Origin of the sequence: Micromonospora sp. NPDC049900 (genome assembly GCF_044461025.1) — a bacterium.
GTDB lineage: Bacteria > Actinomycetota > Actinomycetes > Mycobacteriales > Micromonosporaceae > Micromonospora.
Window position 1 is genome coordinate 211242 of record NZ_JBITKM010000010.1, and the last position, 22479, is coordinate 233720.

The 22479-nt window shown below is 72.0% G+C and carries 19 protein-coding genes; 8 read left to right on the plus strand and 11 right to left on the minus strand.

Annotated elements, in window-relative coordinates:
• The first annotated feature begins 30 nt into the window (after positions 1-30).
• The 5 genes from ACIBMZ_RS22060 to ACIBMZ_RS22080 all read left to right on the plus strand — a co-directional run bounded on the left by ACIBMZ_RS22060 (position 31) and on the right by ACIBMZ_RS22080 (position 9222).
• Positions 31-615: an RNA polymerase sigma factor gene (locus ACIBMZ_RS22060; RefSeq protein WP_396696608.1), complete on the plus strand. Its 585-nt coding sequence runs from the start codon at positions 31-33 to the stop codon at positions 613-615.
• Entirely contained in the window at positions 612-1205 is a 594-nt protein-coding gene (locus tag ACIBMZ_RS22065; protein ID WP_396696610.1) for a hypothetical protein, read from the plus strand. The genes ACIBMZ_RS22060 and ACIBMZ_RS22065 overlap by 4 nt, the downstream gene beginning before the upstream one ends.
• A gap of 120 nt (positions 1206-1325) precedes the next feature.
• Entirely contained in the window at positions 1326-1958 is a 633-nt protein-coding gene (locus ACIBMZ_RS22070) for a hypothetical protein (protein WP_396696612.1), read from the plus strand.
• A gap of 174 nt (positions 1959-2132) precedes the next feature.
• Positions 2133-4154 (plus strand): flotillin family protein, encoded by a 2022-nt coding sequence (locus ACIBMZ_RS22075; protein ID WP_396696614.1) that lies wholly within the window; start codon positions 2133-2135, stop codon positions 4152-4154.
• On the plus strand, positions 4147-9222 hold the full coding sequence (locus ACIBMZ_RS22080) for a DNA repair ATPase (protein WP_396696616.1): 5076 nt from the start codon (positions 4147-4149) through the stop codon (positions 9220-9222). Before ACIBMZ_RS22075 ends, ACIBMZ_RS22080 begins: the two co-directional genes overlap by 8 nt.
• Positions 9223-9345: 123 nt before the next feature.
• On the opposite strand, the gene ACIBMZ_RS22085 is transcribed toward ACIBMZ_RS22080, so the two are convergent.
• From ACIBMZ_RS22085 to ACIBMZ_RS22100, 4 genes are all read right to left on the minus strand, one after another.
• Positions 9346-9618 (minus strand): hypothetical protein, encoded by a 273-nt coding sequence (locus tag ACIBMZ_RS22085; protein ID WP_396696618.1) that lies wholly within the window; start codon positions 9616-9618, stop codon positions 9346-9348.
• A 135-nt stretch (positions 9619-9753) separates the two neighbouring features.
• Positions 9754-9882: a hypothetical protein gene (locus ACIBMZ_RS22090; protein WP_396696620.1), complete on the minus strand. Its 129-nt coding sequence runs from the start codon at positions 9880-9882 to the stop codon at positions 9754-9756.
• A 138-nt stretch (positions 9883-10020) separates the two neighbouring features.
• Positions 10021-11235 (minus strand): acyl-CoA dehydrogenase family protein, encoded by a 1215-nt coding sequence (locus ACIBMZ_RS22095; protein WP_396696622.1) that lies wholly within the window; start codon positions 11233-11235, stop codon positions 10021-10023.
• Between the two features lies 1 nt (position 11236).
• Positions 11237-11689, minus strand: coding sequence for an SCP2 sterol-binding domain-containing protein (locus tag ACIBMZ_RS22100; RefSeq protein WP_396696624.1), 453 nt, complete (start codon positions 11687-11689; stop codon positions 11237-11239).
• A 66-nt stretch (positions 11690-11755) separates the two neighbouring features.
• Here ACIBMZ_RS22100 and ACIBMZ_RS22105 point away from each other — a divergent pair, with 66 nt between their 5' ends.
• On the plus strand, positions 11756-12397 hold the full coding sequence (locus ACIBMZ_RS22105; RefSeq protein WP_396696626.1) for a TetR/AcrR family transcriptional regulator: 642 nt from the start codon (positions 11756-11758) through the stop codon (positions 12395-12397).
• A gap of 59 nt (positions 12398-12456) precedes the next feature.
• On the opposite strand, the gene ACIBMZ_RS22110 is transcribed toward ACIBMZ_RS22105, so the two are convergent.
• From ACIBMZ_RS22110 to ACIBMZ_RS22140, 7 genes are all read right to left on the minus strand, one after another.
• A complete protein-coding gene (locus tag ACIBMZ_RS22110; RefSeq protein ID WP_396696628.1) occupies positions 12457-13086 on the minus strand; it encodes a DedA family protein in 630 nt (209 codons plus the stop codon).
• 25 nt (positions 13087-13111) lie between these two features.
• A complete protein-coding gene (locus ACIBMZ_RS22115) occupies positions 13112-14380 on the minus strand; it encodes an adenylosuccinate synthetase (RefSeq protein ID WP_396696658.1) in 1269 nt (422 codons plus the stop codon).
• A 164-nt stretch (positions 14381-14544) separates the two neighbouring features.
• Positions 14545-15504, minus strand: a complete 960-nt coding sequence (locus ACIBMZ_RS22120) for a hypothetical protein (protein ID WP_396696630.1) — start codon at positions 15502-15504, stop codon at positions 14545-14547.
• A gap of 10 nt (positions 15505-15514) precedes the next feature.
• Positions 15515-16489: a serine/threonine protein kinase gene (locus tag ACIBMZ_RS22125; RefSeq protein ID WP_396696632.1), complete on the minus strand. Its 975-nt coding sequence runs from the start codon at positions 16487-16489 to the stop codon at positions 15515-15517.
• Complete coding sequence (locus ACIBMZ_RS22130; protein ID WP_396696634.1) at positions 16486-17244, minus strand: NUDIX domain-containing protein; 759 nt, start codon at positions 17242-17244, stop codon at positions 16486-16488. The genes ACIBMZ_RS22125 and ACIBMZ_RS22130 overlap by 4 nt, the downstream gene beginning before the upstream one ends.
• Before the next feature lie 80 nt (positions 17245-17324).
• Complete coding sequence (locus tag ACIBMZ_RS22135) at positions 17325-18191, minus strand: MaoC/PaaZ C-terminal domain-containing protein (protein WP_396696636.1); 867 nt, start codon at positions 18189-18191, stop codon at positions 17325-17327.
• On the minus strand, positions 18191-19564 hold the full coding sequence (locus ACIBMZ_RS22140; RefSeq protein WP_396696638.1) for a 3-oxoacyl-ACP reductase: 1374 nt from the start codon (positions 19562-19564) through the stop codon (positions 18191-18193). The genes ACIBMZ_RS22135 and ACIBMZ_RS22140 overlap by 1 nt, the downstream gene beginning before the upstream one ends.
• A gap of 53 nt (positions 19565-19617) precedes the next feature.
• Here ACIBMZ_RS22140 and ACIBMZ_RS22145 point away from each other — a divergent pair, with 53 nt between their 5' ends.
• The gene (locus tag ACIBMZ_RS22145; RefSeq protein ID WP_396696640.1) at positions 19618-20910 is read left to right on the plus strand and encodes an acetyl-CoA C-acetyltransferase; all 1293 of its coding nucleotides are present in this window, start codon (positions 19618-19620) and stop codon (positions 20908-20910) included.
• Positions 20911-20972: 62 nt separating this feature from the next.
• On the plus strand, positions 20973-22397 hold the full coding sequence (gene purB / locus ACIBMZ_RS22150; protein WP_396696642.1) for an adenylosuccinate lyase: 1425 nt from the start codon (positions 20973-20975) through the stop codon (positions 22395-22397).
• The last annotated feature ends 82 nt before the right edge of the window (positions 22398-22479 follow it).

A 22479-nucleotide genomic window follows, 5' to 3' on the forward strand; every position in this document is an offset into this window, starting at 1 on the left:
CGCAGCGTATTTAGTGGCGAGGGAGGTGGGATGGAAGCCGCCGAGTTCGAGACGTTCGTTCGCCGGTCCGCTCCGGCGCTGCGCCGGTACGCCCGTGCCGTTGCCGCCGACCCGGACCAGGCGGAGGATCTTCTCCAGGAGACCTACGTCCGGGTGGCCGGGGTGTGGCACCGCGTGCTCGCCGACGGCGACCCGTTCGCGTACGCCAAGACCGCGATGATCCGCTTGCACACCGGCCGGCTCCGGACGCTGGTCCGCCGGTTCCGGCGCACGTCGGCGGCGTCACCGCTGGTCACCGACGGTGGGTCCGGCAGCAGCACCGAGGGCGGTCTCGGCCGCGTCATCGGGCGTGCGTCCGATCGTGTCGAGGACGGCTGGTCCGGCGACGGCGTCGAGGACGGTGACCTGCTGCGTCGACTGCTGGCCGGGCTGCCGCCCGTGCACCGGGCGGTCCTCGTGCTGTCGTACCTCGATGATCTCGATGACGCGGCGATCGCCGAGGCGGTCGGGCGACGCCCGGCGACCGTCCGGTCGTTGCGTCGGTACGCGCTCGACGCGATCGGTCCGGCACTGTCGGCGGTCCGCGCGCGAGCCGACCGGAAGGTGGCGGGATGACCGCCGTCCGGGAGGCGCTGCGCGAATTCTGGGACGACGAGGGTTATCCCTCCGGCCCGGATCCGCTGCCGGTGGTGCGGGACCGCCTGCGGCGTCGTCGACGCGTCCAGGCCGTCGCCGTGGCACTGGGGTTGTGCACGGTGGTCGGCCTGGGCGTCTTCACCGTGGTGACGGCGGGTCGACCGGCAACCACGACACAGGTCGCGGCACCCGCCGGGCCCACCGTGCCCGCGTTGCGCGGCGTGCCGGCCTACCTGCGACCGGCCGACCCGGCCGAGGCGGTGCTGCGGATGGCCCGCCCACAGGCGGTGCCGCCCGGCGTCCGGGTCGCGTACGAGGGGGCCGGGCCGGTGATCCGGGTGGTCGCGGTCTTCGACGTCGAGGCGGTACTGGGACTGCCCGGGGTACCCCACGAGGTGACCGTGGCGACTGCGGCGCAGGTGTTGGCCACGGACGACATGGCGACCTCGACGGCCTACCTGTCCGCGTGGCTGCCCGACGGGCGTACCCTGTTCGTCTCCGTGACCGGGGACACGCCGCAGGTCCGTGCGGCGACGCTGGACGCGCTCGTCGAGGCGAACCTGGACTGATCTTGGCCGGTCAGACCGGGGGGACCGGCCGATCGGCCCTGACCGTGCGGTTGACACCCCGTGTCACGATCATCGTGCCGGTGGCCTGGTCGGGCCGTCGGGTGCGGGGAGGAGGACAAGGTGACCGGCTTTCTGGCCACGGCACTCAGTTTCCCCACCGTGCTGTTCAGCTTCCTGCTCGTGGTCGTCGTCGGCTACTGGCTGCTGGTGCTGACCGGGGTGCTGGATCTGGGCGACGACCTGGACGTCGACGGCGGAGCCGGTACGTTCCTCGCCGGTCTCGGGCTCGGCGGCGTACCCAGTGCGATCATCTTCTCCCTGCTCGTCGCGGTGGCCTGGTTCGTCAGCCTGGCCGGTACCGTGCTGCTCGACGGCATCGGGCTCGGCGCCGGCACCCGGATCGCGGTCTCGGTCGGCGTGCTGCTGGCCGCCACGCTCTGCGCGTACGCGGTGACCCGGCTGATCGCGGTGCCGTTGGGACGTCTCTTCCCGACCGATTCGGACGCCAGCCGCAACACCTTCGTCGGCCGTCTCTGCGTGGTGCGGACCGGCACGGTCACCGCCGACTTCGGTCAGGCCGAGGTGACGGCGGCGGACGGCTCGTCGGCGGTGGTGCAGGTCCGGCAGCCGGGCGACGAGAAGTTGACGGCCGGCACCTCCGCGTTGATCTACGACTACGACACCGAGGGTGAGTTCTTCTGGGTGATGCCCGCCGGGCCCGCCTTCGACCCTCTCAGACATGCCCCCGAGTAATCGCCCCTGGTGAGTTCGCCTCCGCGCGGATCACCCCGACCTCATCCGAGGCGGCCGGTGCGAACCCCCTTCGTCCGGTCCGCCCCCTCGCCGCCCCTGACACCCCTCGAAAGGAGGATGCGCGGCGTCCCGCCCCGGCTCCGCCGCCGGCTGCCGCCGTCCGCGCGCCCAACCATGGATGTGATCACCACCGGAATCGGTGTACTCCTCGCCGTCGTCCTGCTCGTCGCGCTCGGCGTGGTGTTCATGGTCAGTCGGCTGTTCCGCAAGGTCGAGCAGGGCAAGGCGCTGATCATCTCCAAGATCCGGCGGGTCGACGTGACCTTCACCGGCGCGGTGGTGATGCCCGTCCTGCACAAGGCCGAGATCATGGACATCTCGGTCAAGACGATCGACATCGAACGGACCGGCAACGAGGGTCTGATCTGCCGCGACAACATCCGGGCCGACATCCGGATCACCTTCTTCGTCCGGGTGAACAAGACGAACGAGGACGTCATCAAGGTGGCGCAGGCGATCGGCACCGCGCGGGCCAGTGACCGGGAGACCCTCCAGGAGCTGTTCAACGCGAAGTTCTCCGAGGCGCTGAAGACGGTCGGCAAGCAGCTCGACTTCGTCGACCTCTACACGAAGCGTGACGAGTTCCGCGACCAGATCATCCGGGTCATCGGCACCGACCTCAACGGCTACAGCCTTGAGGACGCGGCGATCGACTTCCTTGAGCAGACGCCGATGTCGCAGCTCGACCCGAAGAACATCCTCGACGCCCAGGGCATCCGGAAGATCACCGAGCTGACCACGCAGGAGCACGTCCGGACCAACGAGTTCCGGCGCAGCGAGGAGAAGGAGATCACCCGCCAGAACGTGGACGCCAAGGAGGCGATCCTCGAACTGGAGCGGCGGCAGGCCGACGCCGAGGCCAAGCAGCAGCGCGAGATCGAGACCGTGCGGGCCCGCGAGCAGGCCGAGATCACCCGGGTACGCGCCGAGGAGCGGCTGCGGGCCGAGACGGCGAACATCCGCACCGACGAGCAGTTGGGCATCCAGCACGAGAACCGGGCTCGGGAGATCGCGGTCGCGGAGAAGAACCGCGAGCGGGTCATCGCCATCGAGACCGAGCGGATCGAGAAGGACCGCATGCTGGAGGTCATCGGCCGGGACCGGGAGACCGAGCTGAGCACCATCGCCAAGGACAAGGAGGTGGAGGCCGAGAAGCGGGCCATCGCCGAGGTCGTCCGGGAGCGGATCGCGGTGGAGAAGACCGTGGCCGAGCAGGAAGAGAACATCAAGCGGCTGCGCGTGGTCGAGGAGGCCGAGCGGACCCGTCAGGCGCTGGTCATCCAGGCCGAGGCCGAGGCGCAGGAGAGCCTGGTCAAGGACATCAAGGCGGCGGAGGCCGCCGAGGCGGCGGCGAAGCACAAGGCCCGCGAGGAACTGGTGCTGGCCGAGGCCCGGCAGCAGGCCGCCGAGCTGGACACCCGCGCGAAGATCCGACTGGCCGAGGGCATCCAGGCCGAGTCGGCAGCCGCCGGCCTGGCCGAGGTGCAGGTGCAGGAGCGCAGTGCCGAGGCGATCGAGAAGGTCGGTCGGGCCGAGGCCGCGGTCGAGCGCGAGAAGGCGGTGGCCGCCGCCGAGGCGGTGCGCGAGAAGCTGAAGGGCGAGGCCGAGGGTCTCACCGAGAAGGCCGCCGCGATGGCCGCGCTGGACGACGCGACCCGCGAGCACGAGGAGTACCGGCTGCGTCTGGAGCTGGAGAAGGAGGTCCGGCTGGCCGGGCTGGACACCCAGCGTCAGGTCGCCGAGGCGCAGGCCGCGCTGGTCGCCACCGGCCTGGAGAAGGCGAACATCGACATCGTCGGTGGCGACAGCGTCTTCTTCGACCGGCTGCTCAGCTCGATCTCGTTCGGCAAGAGCGTGGACAGCTTCGTGGCCCACTCGGACGTGGCGAAGAACCTCACCCAGCCGTGGCTGGACGGCAGTGCCAGCTTCACCGACGACCTGACCCGGATGATCGGCTCGCTGAACACCGCCGACGTGCAGAACCTCACGCTCTCGGCGTTCCTGGCGCAGCAGATGCGCTCCGGCGGCGCCGACAAGGGCAAGCTCCAGGAGCTGCTGAAGGCCGCGCAGCGCCTGGGTGTGGCGGACACCCCGGTCGCCGCCCTCACCGGTTCGCGGCAGTCCGCCGGTGAGTGAGCCGACCGCCGGTCCGGCGACCACCGGGCGTACGCCCGGTGCCGCCGGACCGGCCGCGGTGGGCCGGGCCGATGGCGGCCCCGACCCGGCCGAGGTCGATCCGGACGGCGGTACCCGGCCGGGGCTGGACGACGGCAGCTACGAGGTGCTGCGCAAGCGGCTCGCCGGACAGGCCGCCGAGCTGGCCCGGCGGGCCGAGTCGCTCAACGCCCGTCGGCTGGAGGTGTTCGGCAGCACCGAGCTGCGGCTGCTGAGCACCGAACGGATCCGTACCGAGCACAACTGCGTGCCCCGGGACATCGTCCCGGTCGGCGGGCTGATGCTGTTCGGCTACAACGTCTTCATCGGCCTCAAGCCGGAGACGACCGTCGACGACGTCTTCTCGCTGCACCGCTTCACCCGCGAACAGCGCGAGGGTGGATCGGAGGAGGTCGCCTTCCGGTTCGACGAGGCGGGGCAGGACGAGCTGCCCGGCCTGTTGCGGCACCCGCAGTTCGTCCGGGACTTCAGCGAGCTGTACCGCTACTACCGGCAGGCCCGCCTGCTGCAACTGCGCCGGGTCGACGCCCGGCTGCTGGCGGTGTTCCAGACCGGGCCGCGTACCGAGGACATCCGGGTGCTGCGCTGGCAGGTCGGCGTGGACGGCATCCCGGAGTACCTGGACAGCCGGGGGGAGCGGGACCACGTCTTCCCGCCGAGCCACGACTTCGAGTGGATCGAGACGACCCGGCAGGACCACGTGCTCGGCCGGCACCCGCACATCGACATCGACGGCGAGGTCTTCGTCGAGACGGTGGGCGGCACGCTGACCGTCAAGGTGGAGAACAACACCGAGGTCGGCGAGGGCATCTACAGCGAGCCGGTGGACGAGCCGTTGCAGAGCCTGGCCGACGCCGACGTGCAGTGGGCCCGGGTGGGGCCGCTGATCCTGCTGCGGATCCTGCCGTACAAGGAGACGCAGTGGCGGCACCTGGTCTTCAACACGCTCAGCCGGGAGGTGGTCCGCCTCGACGGCATCGGGGTGGCCTGCCAGCGGCTGCCCGAGGACCACGGCATCATCTTCCCCGGCGGCTACCACCTGGCCACCGGCGTCACCCGCACCTTCGACACCGAGGTCGCCGACCTGGAGTTCGAGCGGGTGGTGCGGTCACCGAACGGTGAGGACGTGCTCTACGTCTTCCACGCCCGAGCCGAGGGGCGCTCGCTGCTGCTGCCGTACAACGCGATCCGCAAGGAGGTGGCCGCGCCGATCCCGTGCCACGGCTTCTCCCTCTTCGACGACGGCACGCTGGTGGTGTTCCGGGCCGTCTCCGAGGAGCCGACCCGGGTCCACCCGATGCAGATCTGGCAGACGCCGTACGTCTCCGACGCGTACGCGGCGGCGCAGCCGGCCGGCACCGGCCCGCTGGAGCGGGTCGGCAACGCCGACCTGGTACGCGGCATCTCGGACTGTCTCTCGGCGGCGCGGATGGTGCAGGGCAGCGCCACCGCCGGGGTGTACGAGGCGCTGATCGCGGCGTGTGCCCGGATCACCGACCACTACCACTGGCTCGGCGAGGACGAGCTGGGTGACCTGGCCACCCCGTTGAGTGGACTGCGGCGTACCGCCAGCTCCGTGCTGGAGGAGCACGAGAAGGTCCGTACGCTCACCGAGCAGGCCCGCGCGGAGCTGGACGAGAGCGCCGAGCAGATCGCCTCGCTGGCCCGCCGGGCCCGGGGCGAGGCACCGCTGACCGCCGACGACTGGGTCACCCAGCTCGGTGGGCTGCGTCGGGCGCGCGGACACCTGGAGTCGTTGCGCGAACTGCGGTACGTCGACCACGACCGGATCGACGAGCTGGCCGCCCGGCTGGACGAGGAACTGTCGGTGGCCGGTCGACGCGCGGTGGAGTTCCTCCGCCGCGACGAGGCGTTCACCGGCTACCAACAGGAGGTGGAGCGACTCGCCGCGCGGGCCGCCGAGATCGGTACGGTGGCCGAGGCCGGCACCGTCCGCGACGAGCTGGCCGCCCGTACCGACGGTCTCCAGACCATCACCGACGTGGTGGGTGGGCTGGACATCGCCGACGCGACCGTCCGGACCAACATCCTGGGTCGGGTCGGCGAGGTGCTGGGCGCGGTCAACCGGGCTCGGGCCGTGCTCGACAAGCGGCGCCAGGAGCTGGCCGCAGTGGAGGGCCGGGCCGGTTTCGCCGCCGAGTTCGCCCTGCTCGGGCAGGCGGTCACCGGGGCGCTGGCGGCGGCGGACACCGCCGAACGCTGCGACGAGCAACTCGGCCGCCTGCTGCTGCGGGTGGAGGAACTGGAGTCCCGGTTCGGGGAGTTCGACGACTTCCTCACCGAGTTGGCCACCCGGCGTACCGACATCTACGAGGCGTTCTCGGCACGCAAGCAGGCCCTGCTGGACGAACGTTCCCGGCGGGCCGACCGGCTGGTCGCCTCGGCCGAGCGGATCCTGGTCAGCGTGCAGCGGCGAGCCGGCACGCTCGGCTCGCTCGACGAGATCAACACCTACTTCGCGGCCGACCCGATGGTGGGCAAGCTCCGCTCGGTGGTGGAGGAGCTGCGTACCCTCGGCGACGCGGTGCGGGCCGAGGAGCTGGACGGCCGGGTCCGGGCCGCGCGCCAGGAGGCCGGGCGCGGTCTGCGCGACCGCCTCGACCTGTACGCCGACGGTGGCGAGACGATCCGGCTGGGCCGGCACCGCTTCGCGGTGAACACCCAACCGATCGACGTGGCGGTGGTGCCGGCCGAGGGCCGGATGGTGGTGGCGGTGACCGGCACCGACTACCGCGCACCGGTGCGCGACGAGGAGTTCCAGCAGACCCGGCGGTTCTGGGACCAACTGCTGGTCTCCGAGTCGGCGCAGGTGTACCGGGCCGAGTACCTGGCCACTGCGATCCTCGCCGCCGCCGAGGCGGGCCGCGACGGGCTCACCCTGGACGCGCTGCACACCGCGGCGGTGGACACCGACGGGCTGCGGGAACTGGTCCGGCGGATCGCCGAGACCCGCTACGACGAGGGGTACGAGCGCGGCGTGCACGACCACGACGCCGCCGAGATCCTGCGGGTGCTGCTGCGCCTGCACGCCGGTGCCGGACTGCTGCGCTACCCACCCGCCGACCGGGCCGCCGCGCAGTTGTTCTGGCGGTTCGGCACCGACGAGCCGACCCGGTCTGTCTGGACCGCCCGGGCCGCCTCGCTGGCCCGCGCCCGGCAGCGGTTCGGCCGCCCCGAGGGCGAGGACGCCGCCGACCGGCTCGGCGCGCAGCTCGCCGAGGCGGCCGACGCATTCCTGCGCGGCGTCGGACTGCCGGTGCCGCCCGGTGGGACGGCGCTCGCCGGCGAGTACCTCTTCGAGGAGTTGTCCTCGCCGCCGGTGCGGTTCGTCACCGGTGGCGGGGCGCGCGCCCTGCTCGACCGGTTCCGGCGGGCGCTCGGCGGCCCGCAGTCGCGTTCGTCCCGCGAGTTCGACGACGACCTGCGGGCCCTCGGCGACGACCTTGCCGGTCGTCACCAACTGGTGGAGGCGTGGCTGACCGCGTTCCTGGCCACCGACGACGGCAACCTGTCCGGGTACGACCTGCCGGAGGCGGTCGCCGTCGAGCTGTGCGGTGCGGAGCCGGCCCGGCAGGACAGCACCGCGACGATGACCGAGGCAGTCGGCGGGCTGCTCGGCGCGCACCCGCGCATCGAGGGCTCCACGCTCGACGTACGGCTGGACGAGATGCTGGCCCGGACCCGGGCGTTCCGCACCGAGCTGGTCCCCGCCTACCGGGACTACCAGCGGCGACGCAACGCGCTGGTGGACGCCGAGCGGGACCGCCTGCGGCTGGAGGAGTACCGGCCGAAGGTGATGAACGCCTTCGTCCGCAACCGGCTTCTCGACGAGGTGTACCTGCCGCTGATCGGCGACAACCTCGCCCGGCAGCTCGGTGCCACCGGCGACGGCAAGCGGGTCGACCAGTCCGGCCTGCTGCTGCTGATCTCCCCGCCCGGGTACGGCAAGACGACCCTGATGGAGTACGTGGCCAGCCGACTCGGACTGGTCTTCGTCAAGGTCAACGGACCGGCTCTGGGCACCAAGGTCACCTCACTGGACCCGGCCGAGGCGCCCGATGCCACGGCCCGGCAGGAGGTCGAGAAGATCTCCTTCGCCCTGGAACTGGGCAACAACGTGCTGCTCTACCTGGACGACATCCAGCACACCAACCCGGAGCTGTTGCAGAAGTTCATCTCGCTCTGTGACGGGCAGCGCCGGATGGAGGGCGTCTGGGAGGGCCGCACCCGCACGTACGACCTGCGGGGCAAGCGGTTCGCGGTGTGCATGGCCGGTAACCCGTACACCGAGTCGGGGAAGCGGTTCCGGATCCCGGACATGCTCGCCAACCGGGCCGACGTGTGGAACCTCGGTGACGTGCTCTCCGGTCGGGAGGAGGCGTTCGCGCTCAGCTACATCGAGAACGCGCTCACCGCCAACGCGGTGCTGGCACCGCTCTCCGGACGGGACCGGGGCGACCTGGAACTGCTGGTCCGGATGGCGCGCGGGGACGACTCGGTCCGCGCCGACCAGCTCTCCCACCCGTACCAGCCGGTGGAGTTGGAGCAGATGGTGTCGGTGCTGCGCAAGCTGCTGCGGGTGCAGCAGGTGGTGCTGGCCAACAACCAGGCGTACATCGCCTCGGCGGCCCAGTCCGACGACGCCCGCACCGAGCCGCAGTTCCAGCTCCAGGGTTCGTACCGGAACATGAACAAGCTCGCCGAGCGGGTCGTGCCGGTACTCACCGACGAGGAGTTGGAGGCGGTGATCGACGACCACTACCTGGGCGAGGCGCAGACGCTCGCGGCGGGCGCGGAGGCGAACCTGCTCAAGCTCGCCGAGCTGCGTGGTCGGCTCACCCCGGAACAGGCCGCCCGGTGGGCCGAGGTGAAGGACGCCTTCCAGCGGTCGAAGGCACTGGGCGGGGGAGGCGACGACCCGGTCGACCGCGCGGTGGGCGCACTCGGCCTGCTCGCCGACCGGGTCAGTGGAGTCGCCGCCGCGATAGGTCGTGCCAGCGAGCGCTGAGCTGTCGTGTAAGGAGGGGTCCCCTGCTAACGCCTGGTGCATAGCAGGGGACCCCTCCTTACATCCAGCACGGACGCACGTGTCCTGCCATCCGTCCAGACGGGGTGCCGCCGGTCATCGCCTTCACGTGTCGTCATGACGGCGGCTGGAGCGGGGGCCGGACGGTCGGCGGGCGTACACGGCGGCCACGCCGAACGCGGCCGTCATGATCGTTCCTACCGCCGCGATCCCGGCGATGGCCGTACCGTCGGTCTTGCTGCAACCGCCGAGAACCGCCAACAGCAGCACGGTCAGGAGCGCCATCGCGGTGGTGAGATAGGTGGCGTGCACAGGATGCAGGTGTTCCCGTGCCCTCTCGCCCTGGTCGGCCTCCTCGTCACGGCTCGTGGATGCCATTCGTCGTTCCTTCCCCGTGGTCACTGTGGACGGACTCATCGCTGTCGCCAATTAGACAGAGGGCGATGGGATGTGGTCAACGGGATGAGGCGAATGAGAATCCCATGAACATTTAGACCTATCGAGCTTAAGGGGCTAAAGTTGCTCGATGTCGACCGGGTGGCCAGCTGACGCTGCGTGGAGTTGGACGGCCACCCGGTTCGGCCGACCCGGGGTGAGCAGGCCCCGCCGGGTCAGCGTGGCGACGACGGACGGCAGTTCCATGCCCGGAGGTTTCCTTCCGCAGCCCGATGCCCACCCTTCCGGCCTTGCCTGGTGGTGGCGTGGTTCGCCCACGTCGGGCCGGTCGGTGCTCACGCGCGGAGCACCGACCGGGTGCCGTCCGTGTCGGACGGGCGGAGGTCAGCGGATCTGCATGCCGGAGATCGCCCGGGAGATGACCAGGCGCTGGATCTCGGAGGTGCCCTCGAAGATGGTGTAGATCTTGGCGTCCCGATACCACCGCTCGACCGGGTGGTCGCGGAGGAAGCCGGCGCCGCCGAGCAACTGGACCGCCTTCTCGGTGACCGACACGGCCACCTCACCGGCCTTGAGCTTGGACATCGACCCCTCGCCGGCACTGAACGGCCGGTTGTTGCGGCCCATCCAGGAGGCCCGCCAGACCAGTAGCCGGGCGGCGTCGATCTCCGTCCGCATGTCGGCGAGCGCGAAGGCGACCGCCTGGTTGGTGATGATCGGACGGCCGAACTGGACCCGCTCCCGGGCGTAGTCCAGGGCGTACTCGTAGGCGGCCCGCGCCACGCCGAGCGCCTGGGCGCCGACGGTTGGTCGGGACAGCTCGAACGTGCGCATCGCGGCCTGGCCGGAGGCGCGCTGTCCGGACCGGGCCCGGGCCAACCGCTCCTCCAGCGCCTCCCGGCCGCCGAGCAGGCACCGGCCGGGCACCCGCACGTCGTCGAGGAAGACATCCGCCGTGTGCGACGCACGTAGGCCGAGTTTGCGCAGCTTGCGGGTGGCGGAGAGGCCGGCGGTGCCGGGCGGTACGACGAATGCGGCCTGACCGCGCGAGCCGAGTTCCGGGTCGACCGAGGCGGTCACCACGTGTACGGCGGCGATCCCACCGTTGGTGGCGTACGCCTTCTGGCCGCGCAGTACCCACTCGTCGGTCGCCTCGTCGTACTCGGCCCGGGTCCGCATCGCGGAGACGTCCGAACCGGCCTCCGGCTCGGACGAGCAGAACGCGGCGACCGCCGGCGAGTCGACGTCACCGAAGCACTGCGGCACCCACTCGACGAGTTGGTCGGGCGTGCCGCTGCCGTAGATGGCGGCGACCGCGAGTGAGGTGCCGAAGAGGCTCAGCCCGATCCCGGCGTCTCCCCAGAACAGTTCCTCGCTGGCGATCGGCAGGGAGAGCCCGGTGGGGTCGGCCCAGCAGGTGGCGAGGAACTCGAAGCCGTACAGGCCGATCTTGGCCGCCTCGCCGATGATCGGCCAGGGTGTCTCCTCCCGGGCGTCCCACTCGGCGGCGGCCGGGCGCACGACCTCGCTGGCGAAGCCGTGCACCCAGTCGCGCAGATCCCGCTGTTCCTCGTTCAGGTCGAGCGAGAATTCGACCATCTCAGGCCTTGGGGATGTCGAAGAGGTTGGCGATGTTGGCGGCCAGGCCCAGGTCACCCTTTGCCTTGAGCTTGCCGGTCATGAACATCATGACCGGGTTGGCGCCACCCGAGACGATCTTCAGGAACTCGACCGGGCCGAGCGTCAGGGCCAGTCGCGGCTCGTGCTGCGGGGTCTCGTTGACCGTGCAGGTGCCGTCGGCGATGACCACCTCGTACGTGTCGGTGCCGCCGTCGGGGGCGCCGGTGATGTTCCAGTGGATCACCGCGTTGGTGGAACCGGCCCGGTCCGCGCGGAAGATCTGCGGCATCCGGCCGAAGACCTCGCCGAGGATCTTGCCGCGCAGTTCACCCGACATGATCTCGGCGAGCTTGCTATCCGGGGTGCTCTTGACGAGCTGGGCGAACTCCTTCGGGCCCATGTCGGCGAAGTTGGCCGGGTCGAAGTCAGTCATGGAACGCACCTCTCGAACAGTGGTTACTCAGGCGTAACCCTACGCACCGGTAGGTATGCTCGCAAGGTGTCCGCGACACCCGCCTACAAGCGTCTCCCCCGGGCCGTACGCGAGCAGCAGATGCTCGACGCCGCCGTGCGGGTCTTCTCCCGGCGCGGCTACCACGGCGCCAGCATGGACGAGATCGCCGAGGACGCGGGCATCTCCAAACCCATGGTGTACGCGTACCTGGGCACCAAGGAGGAACTCTTCGTCGCCTGCCTGCACCGCGAGGGCACCCGGATGATGGAGGCCATCGCCGGGGCGGCCGTCCCCGACCTGCCCGCCGACGAGCGACTCTGGCGCGGTCTGCGGGCGTTCTTCGGCTTCGTCGGCGCACACCGCGACGGTTGGTCGGTGCTCTACCGGCAGGCCCGCGCCGAGCAGCCGTTCGCCCGGGAACTGGCCCAGATGCGGACCAGAATGGTCGAGGTGGTCGCCGGGATGCTGGACCACGCGCTGCGGGCCGAAGGGCGTACCGCTGCCGAGACCGAGTTGGAAGTCGTCGCGTACGCGCTGGTCGGGGCGACCGAGTCGCTCGGTGACTGGCTCGCGGACCATCCCGAGGCCGACCCGGCGAAGACCGCGACCCGGATGATGAACGCCGCCTGGCTGGGGGCCGGGCAACTCCTGCGCGGCGTGAGCTGGCAGCCGCCCGAGGAGTTGTAAGGAAGGGCACCTTCCTAACGCCTCCGGTAGAGCAGGGGTCCCTTCCTAACACCCCCGGCTCAACAGCCGCCGTCCGCGCCGCTCGCCGCCCGCCGGTGCGCCCGGTGCCGGAGCCAGCGGATCGCCTCCACCAGCAGCGTCACCGAGATCGAGAGCCCGATGCCGGCCAGGATGCCGTGCAACGGGTGCCGTTCGAAGGCGAGTCCGCCGAAGACGCCGAGCAGCACGCAGTACAGCGCCCACGAGCCGCAACCGATCAGGTCGAAGAGGAGGAACCGGCGCAGCGGATAACGGACCGCGCCCATGGCCAGGGTGACCGCCGTCCGCCCGCCCGGGACGTACCGGGCGGCGATGAGGATGACGCCGCCGCGCCGGTCGACCGCCCGCCGGGCCCACTCCGATCCGGCACGGCGTCGGCTGTCCACCGGTGAGTGGTCCAGCCGGCGCGATCCGCCTCCGCGACCGATGCCGTACGAGACGTGGTCGCCCGCGGTCGCACCGAGCGTGGCCACCACGATGATCAGTGCCAGGTTCGGCTCGCCGCCGGTGGCGAGCACGGTGACGCTGATGACCGCCGCTTCCGAGGGCACCAGCGGGAAGAACGCGTCGACCGCGGTGAGCCCGAAGATCAGCAGGTACACCCACGGTGAGGTGAGTGTCTGCCGGAGCAGGTCGAGCGCGGCCTCCATGTCTCCATGCTCAGGGCACAGCCTGTTAGGAAGGGGCCCTTCCTCTACACCAGGCGTTAATAAGGTGCCCTTCCTTACGAACCTGCTTATCGGCGGAGGTGGGGCCGTGCGAGGTGAGGAGCACGGGAGCGCCGAGCGCCTCGCCGACCGCCTCGGGCCAGTCGGTCGCGGGGACCTCGTCGTAGTGAGGGCGCGCCCGCAGCAGGCGGGCGGTGAGCGCGGCCTGCCGGTCGAGGTCGCCGGCCGGGCCCGGGACCAGCCGGTCCAGGCCGTCGTAGCGGCGGCAGATCCGCAACCCGAGACCCCGGTCGGCGAGGTCCAGGTGGGTCAGCGCCAGGCCGTCCACCCCGCCTGCGACCGCCAGGGCGTACGCGTGCGCGACCGCGTCGAAGTGGCCGAACCGGAAGTGGCCCTGCCAGGGGTTCGTCGCGTTGTGCGGGTCGGTCAGCGGCAGCGACGGGTCCTCGGTGACCAGTGGCCCCGGACCGTGCCGGGTGGTGACGGTACGCAGCACCCCGATCCGCAGCGCCGATCCGGCCAGCCCGGCCTCGGCCAGCAGGGCCTCGGCGTTGGCGAAGGTGGTGGTGCTCCACGTGGTGTACGGGTGGAAGCCGTGCCACTCGTCCAGCAGCACGCCCTGGGCGCCCTCGAACACGCACGGCCCGGCCCGCAGCGCTCCGGCCAGCCAGGACCCGTCGACGATCGCCACCCGCTCGGCGAAGGCACGGTACGCCGGCAGGCAGTCCGCGACCGGCGGGGCGTCCAGCGGACCGAGTTCGGCGGTCAGCCGGTCCCGGAGTGCGGTCAACCGCTGGCGCAGCACCTCCGGGCTGCCGCAGTCCGCGACCCGGGGTGCCTCGTCGGGGTGGGCGAGCCCGTACGCGACGGTCTCGCCCACCCCCTGCCCGCAGGAACCGTGCCGGTCGGCTCCCCGGGCCGTCTCCCGGGCCCGGTTGGCGGCCCGGTGGTACGGGGTGGCCAGCAGCGCCGCCCCGTCCACGGTCAGCCGGTCGAAGGCGTCGAGCACCCCCACGGCGGCGAGGTGGTCGGCCTCGGCGGCGAGCGCCAGCGGGTCCACCACGACGTACCGGGACAGGTGGGTGCGTACGCCGGGGTGGAAGGTGCCGGCACCGAACTGCGCGAACGTGTGGTGTCGGCCGTCGGGCCGGACGACGTTGTGTGCCGCCTGCGCGCCCCCGTTGAACCGGACCACGGTGTGCACCGGGCGGGTGGCGCAGAGCCAGTCCACCACCGTGCCCTTGCCGGCGTCGCCGTACCCGAGGTCGACCACGATCGCGTGCTCCGGACCCGACCCGCCCGCCGGGCCACCCGTGAGCCGGTCTGTCGACCCGTCCGCCGGGCCGCTGGCCGACCCGTCAGCCGGGTCGGCCGGAAGCCGGTCCGCCGGAGCGCGCCCGGGTGCCGGGACACCCGGACGCGCAGCGCTCACCTGCTCGTTCACAGCCGGACTACTCCGCCGCCGGTGGTCCGGGTGGCCGGCAGGTCGGCCACCTCGGCGCGGCGTGCCCCGTTCAGCCGGGCCAGTGCCTTCGACACCGTGCGGGTGGCCGTCGAGCCGGTCCGGTCCAGGTCCCGCAGGCCGGTGTCGAGGTCGATGGCCTGCTCACCGAGGCCGACGGTGAGCGCGATCGTCTCGCAGACCGCGTCGAGGTCGTCCAGTTCCAGGGCGTTCTGGCCGAGCAGTCCGCGCCAGAAGTCGAGCACCTTGCGGTTGCCCGAGTAGTGGCTGCCGGCCGGGAGCAGGTAGTAGGTGTCCCAACGGCGGGTCACCTCGTCGACGATCTGCCGCACCGGCACGTCCTCCCGGGGGTCGCCGCCGATCAGGCGGGCCACCTCGGCGGCCTTGACCGCCGGGTACGCCAGCTCGTCGCCGATGATGAAGAGGTAGCCGCGTCGGCCCCGCTTCTCCCAACTGTCGGTGACCGTCCGCCGGGCCATGAAATAGAGCGCCAGTTCGTAGGACTCCATCATCTGGCCGCCACCGCCGCCCTCCAGCACGATCCGCCCGAGGTCCTCGTCCATCCGGTTGTCCGACTCGAACTGGCCGACCTGCAACGGCACCCGGTCGCAGGTGGCGTCGCCGATCGCGCCGAACATGACCTGTGGGTCGCGAGCGTAGCCCTGGCGCAGCAGCAGCCCCAGCAGTTGCGGCAGCTTGGCCTGGAGGGTGCGGGGCACGTGCCCCATCGAGCCGGTCACGTCGAACAGCACCGCGACCGGGGTCGACCGCGGGTGCTCGGCCGAGTCGCGGCTCTCCCGCGTCGCGTCGCGCGGGTCCAGTCGCGGGTGCACCACCTTGGCGCCACTGTCACTGTACGAGAACGCGCTCTTGCCGGTGGCCCGGCGGTACCGGTCGGCGGCGGTGTACACGTCGGTGGACCACATTCCGCTGCCCATGGCAGCCTCCTTAGGGGTTGAGGGTGAAGGGTCGGAAGGTGCGCGGCCCGTAGAGCCGGTGCAGCACCTCGTCGAGTTCGGCGAGCAGCCGCCAGGCGTCGTCGGGGCGGTTCGACAGCGACCGCTGCCGGCAGCCCGCCGCGAAGGCGAGCAGTTCGTCCGGGGCGTGGTGCCCCATCAGCCAGGTCATGCACCGGGCGGCCATGGCGATGTCGGTGCCCGGCCCGCACGGCCGACGCTCGGTGACCTCGTCCGGATACCACTCCTGGTGGTCGGGGACCAGCGCGGACACGACGCCGCCGGGCTCGGTGGCGAAGCACCAGTCGACCAGCACCACGCCGTGCGCGTCCGGCTCGATCAGCACGTGCGGCGGCAGCACCGCGCCGTGCACCACGCCGGCCCGGTGGGCCAGGCCGAGCGCGACCAGCAGCCGTCGCCACATCCAGGCGACGTCGCGGGCGTCCAGCCCGTCCGGGTACGCCCGCCGCACGTCAGCCAGGCTGTGCAGGCCCGGTGCGGTGGCGAGCACGGTGACCTGGCGTTCCGCCCCCGTGGCCGGGTCCTGGTGCGGGAACGTGTCGACCAGCCGGGGCACGTACGGCAGCCAGCGCGGGTCGCCGTGGTCGGCGAGTCGGCGCAACGCCCGCTGTTCGCGGATCATCAGGTCGTTGTCGCTGGCCTCGCGGGGCAGCTTGAGCAGCCGGTCCCCGCCGACGTCGTACAGGTCGGCGAGGTCCCCCGAGTACGCCGGTGCGCCGCAGCGGTAGCCGTGCAGCACGGTCACCCGGCGGGCGCGCCAGCGCGTGGTGACCCGGACGAACGCGTCGGTGGCCTCGGCGCGTACGCCCGGGGCGGCCCGGTCCAGCCGGTCGGGGTGCAGGGCGGTGACCAGTTCCCGGTAGCGGCGTTCCGGCGCGTCGGCGCCGAACAGGTCGTGGTCGTCGCGGGCGGCGGTGACCAGGCGGATCGCCTCGTCGGTCCTCATCGCACCGTCTCCTCCCGGGCGGGCCGCAGCAGCGCCGGGTGCAGCAGCCGGGCGTCGCCGGCCCGGTAGAGCCGGGCCCGGGGCCCGCCCCGGGTGCCGCCGCGCTCGGTGTTGGCGCCGGTGCTCTCCACGAAGCCGGGCACGGAGAGCACCTTGCGGTGGAAGTTGCCGGCGTGCAGCGGGTGCCCCCAGACCGTCTCGTAGACGGCGCGCAGCTCGCCGACGGTGAACTCGGGTGCGAGGAAGCGGGTGGCCAGCGGGGTGTACTCCAGCTTGGAGCGGGCCCGCTCCAGCCCGTCGTCGACGATCCGGCGGTGGTCGAAGGCGAGCTCCCGGCCGGGCAACTCGGCGACCGGCACCCAGTCGGCCTCGTCGGCGTCGCTGCCGGCCGTGGCGTCCGGCAGGTCGGGGGCGAAGGCGAGGTGAGCGACGGAGACGATCCGCATCCGCGGATCGCGCTCGGGCGCGCCGTAGCTGGCGAGCTGTTCCACGTGTACGCGCCGCAGCCGCTCCCCGCCGAGCCCGGTCTCCTCGGCCAGCTCCCGGCGGGCGGCGGTGGCCAGATCCTCGTCGGGGCGGACGAAACCGCCGGGCAGCGCCCAGTGCCCGGCGTACGGCGGCTCGGCGCGGCGGATCAGCAGCAGGTGCAGCGCGTCGTCCCGGATGGTCAGCGCGACCACGTCGGCGGTGACCGCCACGGCCGGGTAGGCGTGCGGGTCGTAGGCGGCGAGGAAGTCCTGCTCGTTCACGCTCAATCACTCTCACTCTGAGAATATCTCTATGTGAGAACAACTTAGCGCGAAAAGGAGGGTCGGGCAAGTGCCCGACCCTCACCTCAGCGGATCGTGCCCGTCAGATGCGGTCGTCCCCGCTGGTCGTGCAGGGCGACGTCCCACCCCGTCCCGGCCGCCGTGGCGCTGAACGCCACCGTGCTCGGCAACGGCACCGGCAGCTTGAACGCCACGTCGACCGTGTACGCCTCGGGTAGCCGGTTCTCCAGCGCCGCCAGGCAGCGGGCCTTGCTCCACATCCCGTGCGCGATCGGCCGGGGGAAGCCGAACAGTCGCGCGCCCAGCCGCGAGGTGTGGATCGGGTTGTGGTCGCCGGAGACGCGGGCGTAATCCGTACCCACCCGGGGGTCGACCCGCCAGCGCGCGGACGCGGTCGGCGGCGCGGGCCGGTCACTCCGGTCGCGCCGCTCGCCACCGCCCGGGGTGCGCTGCCGCCCCAGGTACGTCGAGACGCCGCGCCACACCTCCTCCCCGTCCACCGACCCGACGAGGACCACGTCGACCTGCCGCCCTCGGTCATGCGGACGCAGGTTCTCCGCCCAGGTGGTGAAGTCCAGCCGGTCGGCCACCGTGACCGGGCGGCGCACGGTGATCCGGTTGGTCACGTGCACCACCCCGGTCAGCGGGATCGGGAAGTCCGGCGCGGTGATCAGGCGCAGCGCCAGCGGGAAGCCCACGACGTGCGGGAAGGTCGCCGGCACCCGGTCGGCCAGCCGGAACCCGCACACCCGGTCGTAGTCGGCCAACCGGGCCGGGTCCACGACCACCCGGTCGACGGCCAGTTCCACCGCCGGCACCTCGTCCGTCCGTCGCCCGCCGCGTCCCGGCACCGCGCCGAGCAGGGCCTGCCGGTACAACGGACCGGCCGACGGCAGGGCGGGCAGCGTGACCCGCTCGCGTTGCGCGGTCATCACGCCCCCAACAGGCTCTGGCCGCAGACCCGGACCACGTTGCCGCTGACCGCGCCGGACGCGGGCCAGGCCAGCCAGCCGATGGTCTCCGCCACGTCCACCGGCAGCCCGCCCTGGGAGAGGCTGTTCATCCGGCGGCCCGCCTCACGCAGCACCAACGGGATGCGGGCGGTCAGCCGGGTCTCGATGAAGCCGGGCGCGACGGCGTTCACGCTGATCCCCCGGTCGCGCAGCGCCGGAGCCAGCGCGTCGACCAGCCCGATCACGCCTGCCTTGCTGGTCGCGTAGTTGGTCTGGCCCCGGTTTCCGGCGATCCCGGCGATCGAGGAGACGCCGACGATCCGCCCGCCGTCCGGGATCAGGCCCCGGTCCAGCAGCACGTCGTTGATGCGTTCCTGGCTGGACAGGTTGACGTCGATGACCTGATCCCAGCGGTCGGCGTCCATCCGGCCGAGGGTCTTGTCCCGGGTGATGCCGGCGTTGTGCACCACCACATCCACCCGACCGTGCCGCTCGGCCAGGTGGTCGGCGAGCCGGGCCGGCGCGTCGGCGGCGGTCAGGTCGAGCTGTACGGCGCTGCCGCCGATCTCGTTGGCGACGCCGGCCAGCGCGTCCCCGGCGGCCGGCACGTCCAGCGCCACCACGGTCGCGCCGTCCCGGGCCAGCACCCGGGCCAGTGCCGCGCCGATGCCCCGGGCCGCGCCGGTGACCAGCACCACCTGCCCGTCCAGCGGGCGGTCCCAGTCCACCGGTGCGCTCGCCCGCCCGGCACCGACCCGGATCACCTGCCCCGACACGTACGCCGAGCGGCCGGAGAGCAGGAACCGCAGGGTCGCCTCCAGGCTGGTCCAGGTGCTCTCGTCGGCCTCCCGCGTGACGTGCACCAGTTGGGCGGTGATGCCCCGACCGAACTCCTTGCCGATGCTGCGGGTCAGCCCCTCCAGAGCCCGCTGGGCGGTCGCCTCGCGCGGCGTGTCGCACTCGGCGGGCGGGGTGCCGAGCACGATCACCCGGCCGCTGGTCTGCACCGCCCGGGCCTGCGGGTGGAAGAAGTCGTGCAGTTGCCGCAGCCCGGTCGAGTCGGTGATGCCGGTGGCGTCGTAGACCAGGGCGGAGCTGGTCGGCGTACGGCCGGAGGTGGGATCGGGGGTGGCGGTGGCCGGGTCGCGCAGGGCGAGCCCGGCGGCGGCCAGGATCCGGCCGACCGGCTCGGCCAGCCGGCCCCCGGTGGAACTGCCGAGCAGGACCGGCCCGGGGAGGATCGGCTCACCCGGCGCGTGTCGGCGAAGTCGTGGCGGATCGGGCAGCCCGAGGCGCTTGACCAGCGCCCGCCCGGCGCCCGACTGGACAAAACTCGCGTACCTGTCGGTCATAGGCGTAGCCTACTGGCGGGTAAGGTACGGCAACACTCCTGAGGAGGCGGATCGTGCAGAAGGTTCGACGGGTCGCGGTCATCGGCGGCAACCGCATCCCCTTCGCCCGCTCCAACTCGCGGTACGCCGACGCCTCGAACGCGGACATGCTCGGCGCCGCCCTGGACGGACTGGTGGCCCGGTTCGGCCTGGCCGGGCAGCGCGTCGGCGAGGTGGTCGCCGGAGCGGTGCTCAAGCACGCCAAGGACTTCAACCTGACACGCGAGGTGGTGCTCGGCTCGAAGCTCGACCCACGCACCCCCGCGTACGACATCCAGCAGGCCTGCGGCACCGGCCTGGAAGCCGCGATCCTGGTCGCCAACAAGATCGCCCTCGGCCAACTCGACGTCGGCATCGCCGGTGGTGTCGACACCACCTCCGACGCCCCGCTCGCCGTCAACGAGGACATGCGCCGCACCCTGCTGCGCCTCAACTCGGCCCGGACGCTGGGCGAACGGCTGCGGATCGCCGCCAGGCTGCGCCCGGCCCAGCCGTTCCAGCCGGAGGTCCCGCGCAACGCCGAACCGCGCACCGGGCTGTCCATGGGCGAGCACGCCGCACAGACCGCGCTGCGCTGGAACATCGACCGGCAGGCCCAGGACGAGCTGGCACTGCGCTCGCACCAGCGGCTCGCCGCCGCGTACGACCAGGGGTTCTTCGACGACCTGATCACCCCCTACCTGGGGCTGGACCGCGACCAGAATCTCCGCCCGGACACCACGCTGGAGAAGCTCGGCACGCTGCGACCGGTCTTCGGGGCCAAGGGCCCGGACGCCGAGCGGGCCACCATGACCGCCGGCAACTCCTCACCGCTCACCGACGGCGCCTCCACCGTGCTGCTGGCCGGCGAGGAGTGGGCAGCCGCACACCACCTGCCGGTGCTGGCCTGGTTCACCTGGTCGGAGACGGCCGCGGTGGACTTCGTGCACGGTGACGAGGGCCTGCTGATGGCTCCCGCGTACGCGGTGCCCCGGATGCTGGCCCGGGCCGGTCTCACCCTCCAGGACTTCGACTACTACGAGATCCACGAGGCGTTCGCCTCCCAGGTGCTGGCCACCCTGGCCGCGTGGGAGTCGCCGGAGTTCTGCAAGGACCGCCTCGGCCTGGACGCCCCGCTGGGCGCAATCGACACCGACAAGCTCAACGTGCACGGCTCCTCGCTGGCCGCCGGGCACCCGTTCGCGGCCACCGGCGGCCGGATCGTGGCCACCCTGGCCAAGCTTCTCGCCTCCAAGGGCAGCGGCCGTGGACTCATCTCGATCTGCGCGGCCGGTGGCCAGGGCGTGACCGCGATCCTGGAACGCTGACCTCCGGGTCGTCGGCCGTACCCGGTCGGGGCGGTCGGCGGCGGTATCGGGAGAATGACGGGGTGACGACGATCCCGAACGTGCTCGCCAACCGGTACGCCTCGCCCGAGTTGGTCGCCCTCTGGTCACCGGAGGAGAAGATCCGGCTGGAGCGTCGCCTCTGGCTGGCCGTGCTCCAGGCCCAGCGGGACCTCGGGGTGCCGGTGCCCGACGGGGTGGTCGAGGCGTACGAGCGGGTGCTCGACGACGTCGACCTGGACTCGATCGCGGCCCGGGAGCGGGTCATCCGGCACGACGTGAAGGCCCGCATCGAGGAGTTCAGCGCGCTCGCCGGGCACGAGCACGTGCACAAGGGGATGACCTCGCGGGACCTCACCGAGAACGTCGAGCAGCTCCAGGTGCGCCGGTCGCTGGAGCTGATCCGGGACCGGGTGGTGGCGACGCTGGCCCGGCTGGCCTGGCACGCCCACGAGTACGCGGACGTGGTGATGGCCGGGCGCTCGCACAACGTCGCGGCGCAGGCGACCACGCTGGGCAAGCGCTTCGCGTCGGCCGCCGAGGAGCTGATCATCGCGTACGAGCGGCTGGAGGACCTGATCTCCTGGTACCCGCTGCGCGGGATCAAGGGGCCGGTGGGCACCGCCGCCGACCAGTTGGACCTCTTCGATGGCGACGCCGAGAAGGTCGCCGAGTTGGAGCGGCGGGTCGCCGAGCACCTCGGCTTCCAGCGCGTGCTGGACAGCGTCGGGCAGGTCTACCCCCGATCGATCGACCTGGCCGTGATCTCCGCGTTGGCGCAGGTGGCCGCAGCGCCCTCGTCGCTGGCCACCACGATCCGGTTGATGGTCGGGCAGGAGTTGGCCACCGAGGGCTTCAAGCCGGGCCAGGTCGGCTCCAGCGCGATGCCGCACAAGATGAACACCCGCTCGTCGGAGCGGGTCAACGGTTTCGCCGTGATCATCCGGGGGTACCTGTCGATGGTCGGCGAGTTGGCCGGCGACCAGTGGAACGAGGGGGACGTCTCCTGCTCGGTGGTCCGCCGGGTGGCCCTGCCGGACGCCTTCTTCGCCGCCGACGGGCTGTTCCAGACCTTCCTCACCGTGCTCGACGAGTTCGGCGCGTACCCGGCGGTGATCAACCGGGAGCTGGAGCGCTTCCTCCCGTTCCTGGCCACCACCAAGATCCTGGTGGCGGCGGTACGCCGGGGTGTGGGTCGGGAGACCGCCCACGAGGCGATCAAGGAGCACGCGGTGGCCGTTGCGCTCGCCATGCGTGAGCAGGGTGCGGCGGACAACGACCTCTTCGACCGCCTGGCCGCCGACCCCCGACTGGGCCTCGACCGCGCCGAGATCGACGCCCTGGTCGCCGACCGGGCCGCCTTCGTCGGTGCCGCCCCCGCCCAGATCCAGGCGGTGACCACCCGAATCTCCAAGATCGTCCAGTCCCACCCGCAGGCCGCCACCTACGCCCCCCCACCAATCCTCTAACCCTCCCACCCCCACCCCCCCCTGGCGGCGTTGATCAAGGAGTTTTGGCCTCAGGAGTGCTCCTGGGGCGACCAAAACTCCT

Coding starts and splice junctions, on each gene's coding strand:
- ACIBMZ_RS22060 (WP_396696608.1), top strand. CDS start 31: ATGGAAGCCGCCGAGTTCGAGACGTTCGTTCGCCGGTCCGCTCCGGCG.
- ACIBMZ_RS22065 (WP_396696610.1), top strand. CDS start 612: ATGACCGCCGTCCGGGAGGCGCTGCGCGAATTCTGGGACGACGAGGGT.
- ACIBMZ_RS22075 (WP_396696614.1), top strand. CDS start 2,133: ATGGATGTGATCACCACCGGAATCGGTGTACTCCTCGCCGTCGTCCTG.
- ACIBMZ_RS22085 (WP_396696618.1), bottom strand. CDS start 9,618: ATGGCATCCACGAGCCGTGACGAGGAGGCCGACCAGGGCGAGAGGGCA.
- ACIBMZ_RS22090 (WP_396696620.1), bottom strand. CDS start 9,882: ATGGAACTGCCGTCCGTCGTCGCCACGCTGACCCGGCGGGGCCTGCTC.
- ACIBMZ_RS22095 (WP_396696622.1), bottom strand. CDS start 11,235: ATGGTCGAATTCTCGCTCGACCTGAACGAGGAACAGCGGGATCTGCGC.
- ACIBMZ_RS22100 (WP_396696624.1), bottom strand. CDS start 11,689: ATGACTGACTTCGACCCGGCCAACTTCGCCGACATGGGCCCGAAGGAG.
- ACIBMZ_RS22110 (WP_396696628.1), bottom strand. CDS start 13,086: ATGGAGGCCGCGCTCGACCTGCTCCGGCAGACACTCACCTCACCGTGG.
- ACIBMZ_RS22120 (WP_396696630.1), bottom strand. CDS start 15,504: ATGGGCAGCGGAATGTGGTCCACCGACGTGTACACCGCCGCCGACCGG.
- ACIBMZ_RS22125 (WP_396696632.1), bottom strand. CDS start 16,489: ATGAGGACCGACGAGGCGATCCGCCTGGTCACCGCCGCCCGCGACGAC.
- ACIBMZ_RS22135 (WP_396696636.1), bottom strand. CDS start 18,191: ATGACCGCGCAACGCGAGCGGGTCACGCTGCCCGCCCTGCCGTCGGCC.
- ACIBMZ_RS22140 (WP_396696638.1), bottom strand. CDS start 19,564: ATGACCGACAGGTACGCGAGTTTTGTCCAGTCGGGCGCCGGGCGGGCG.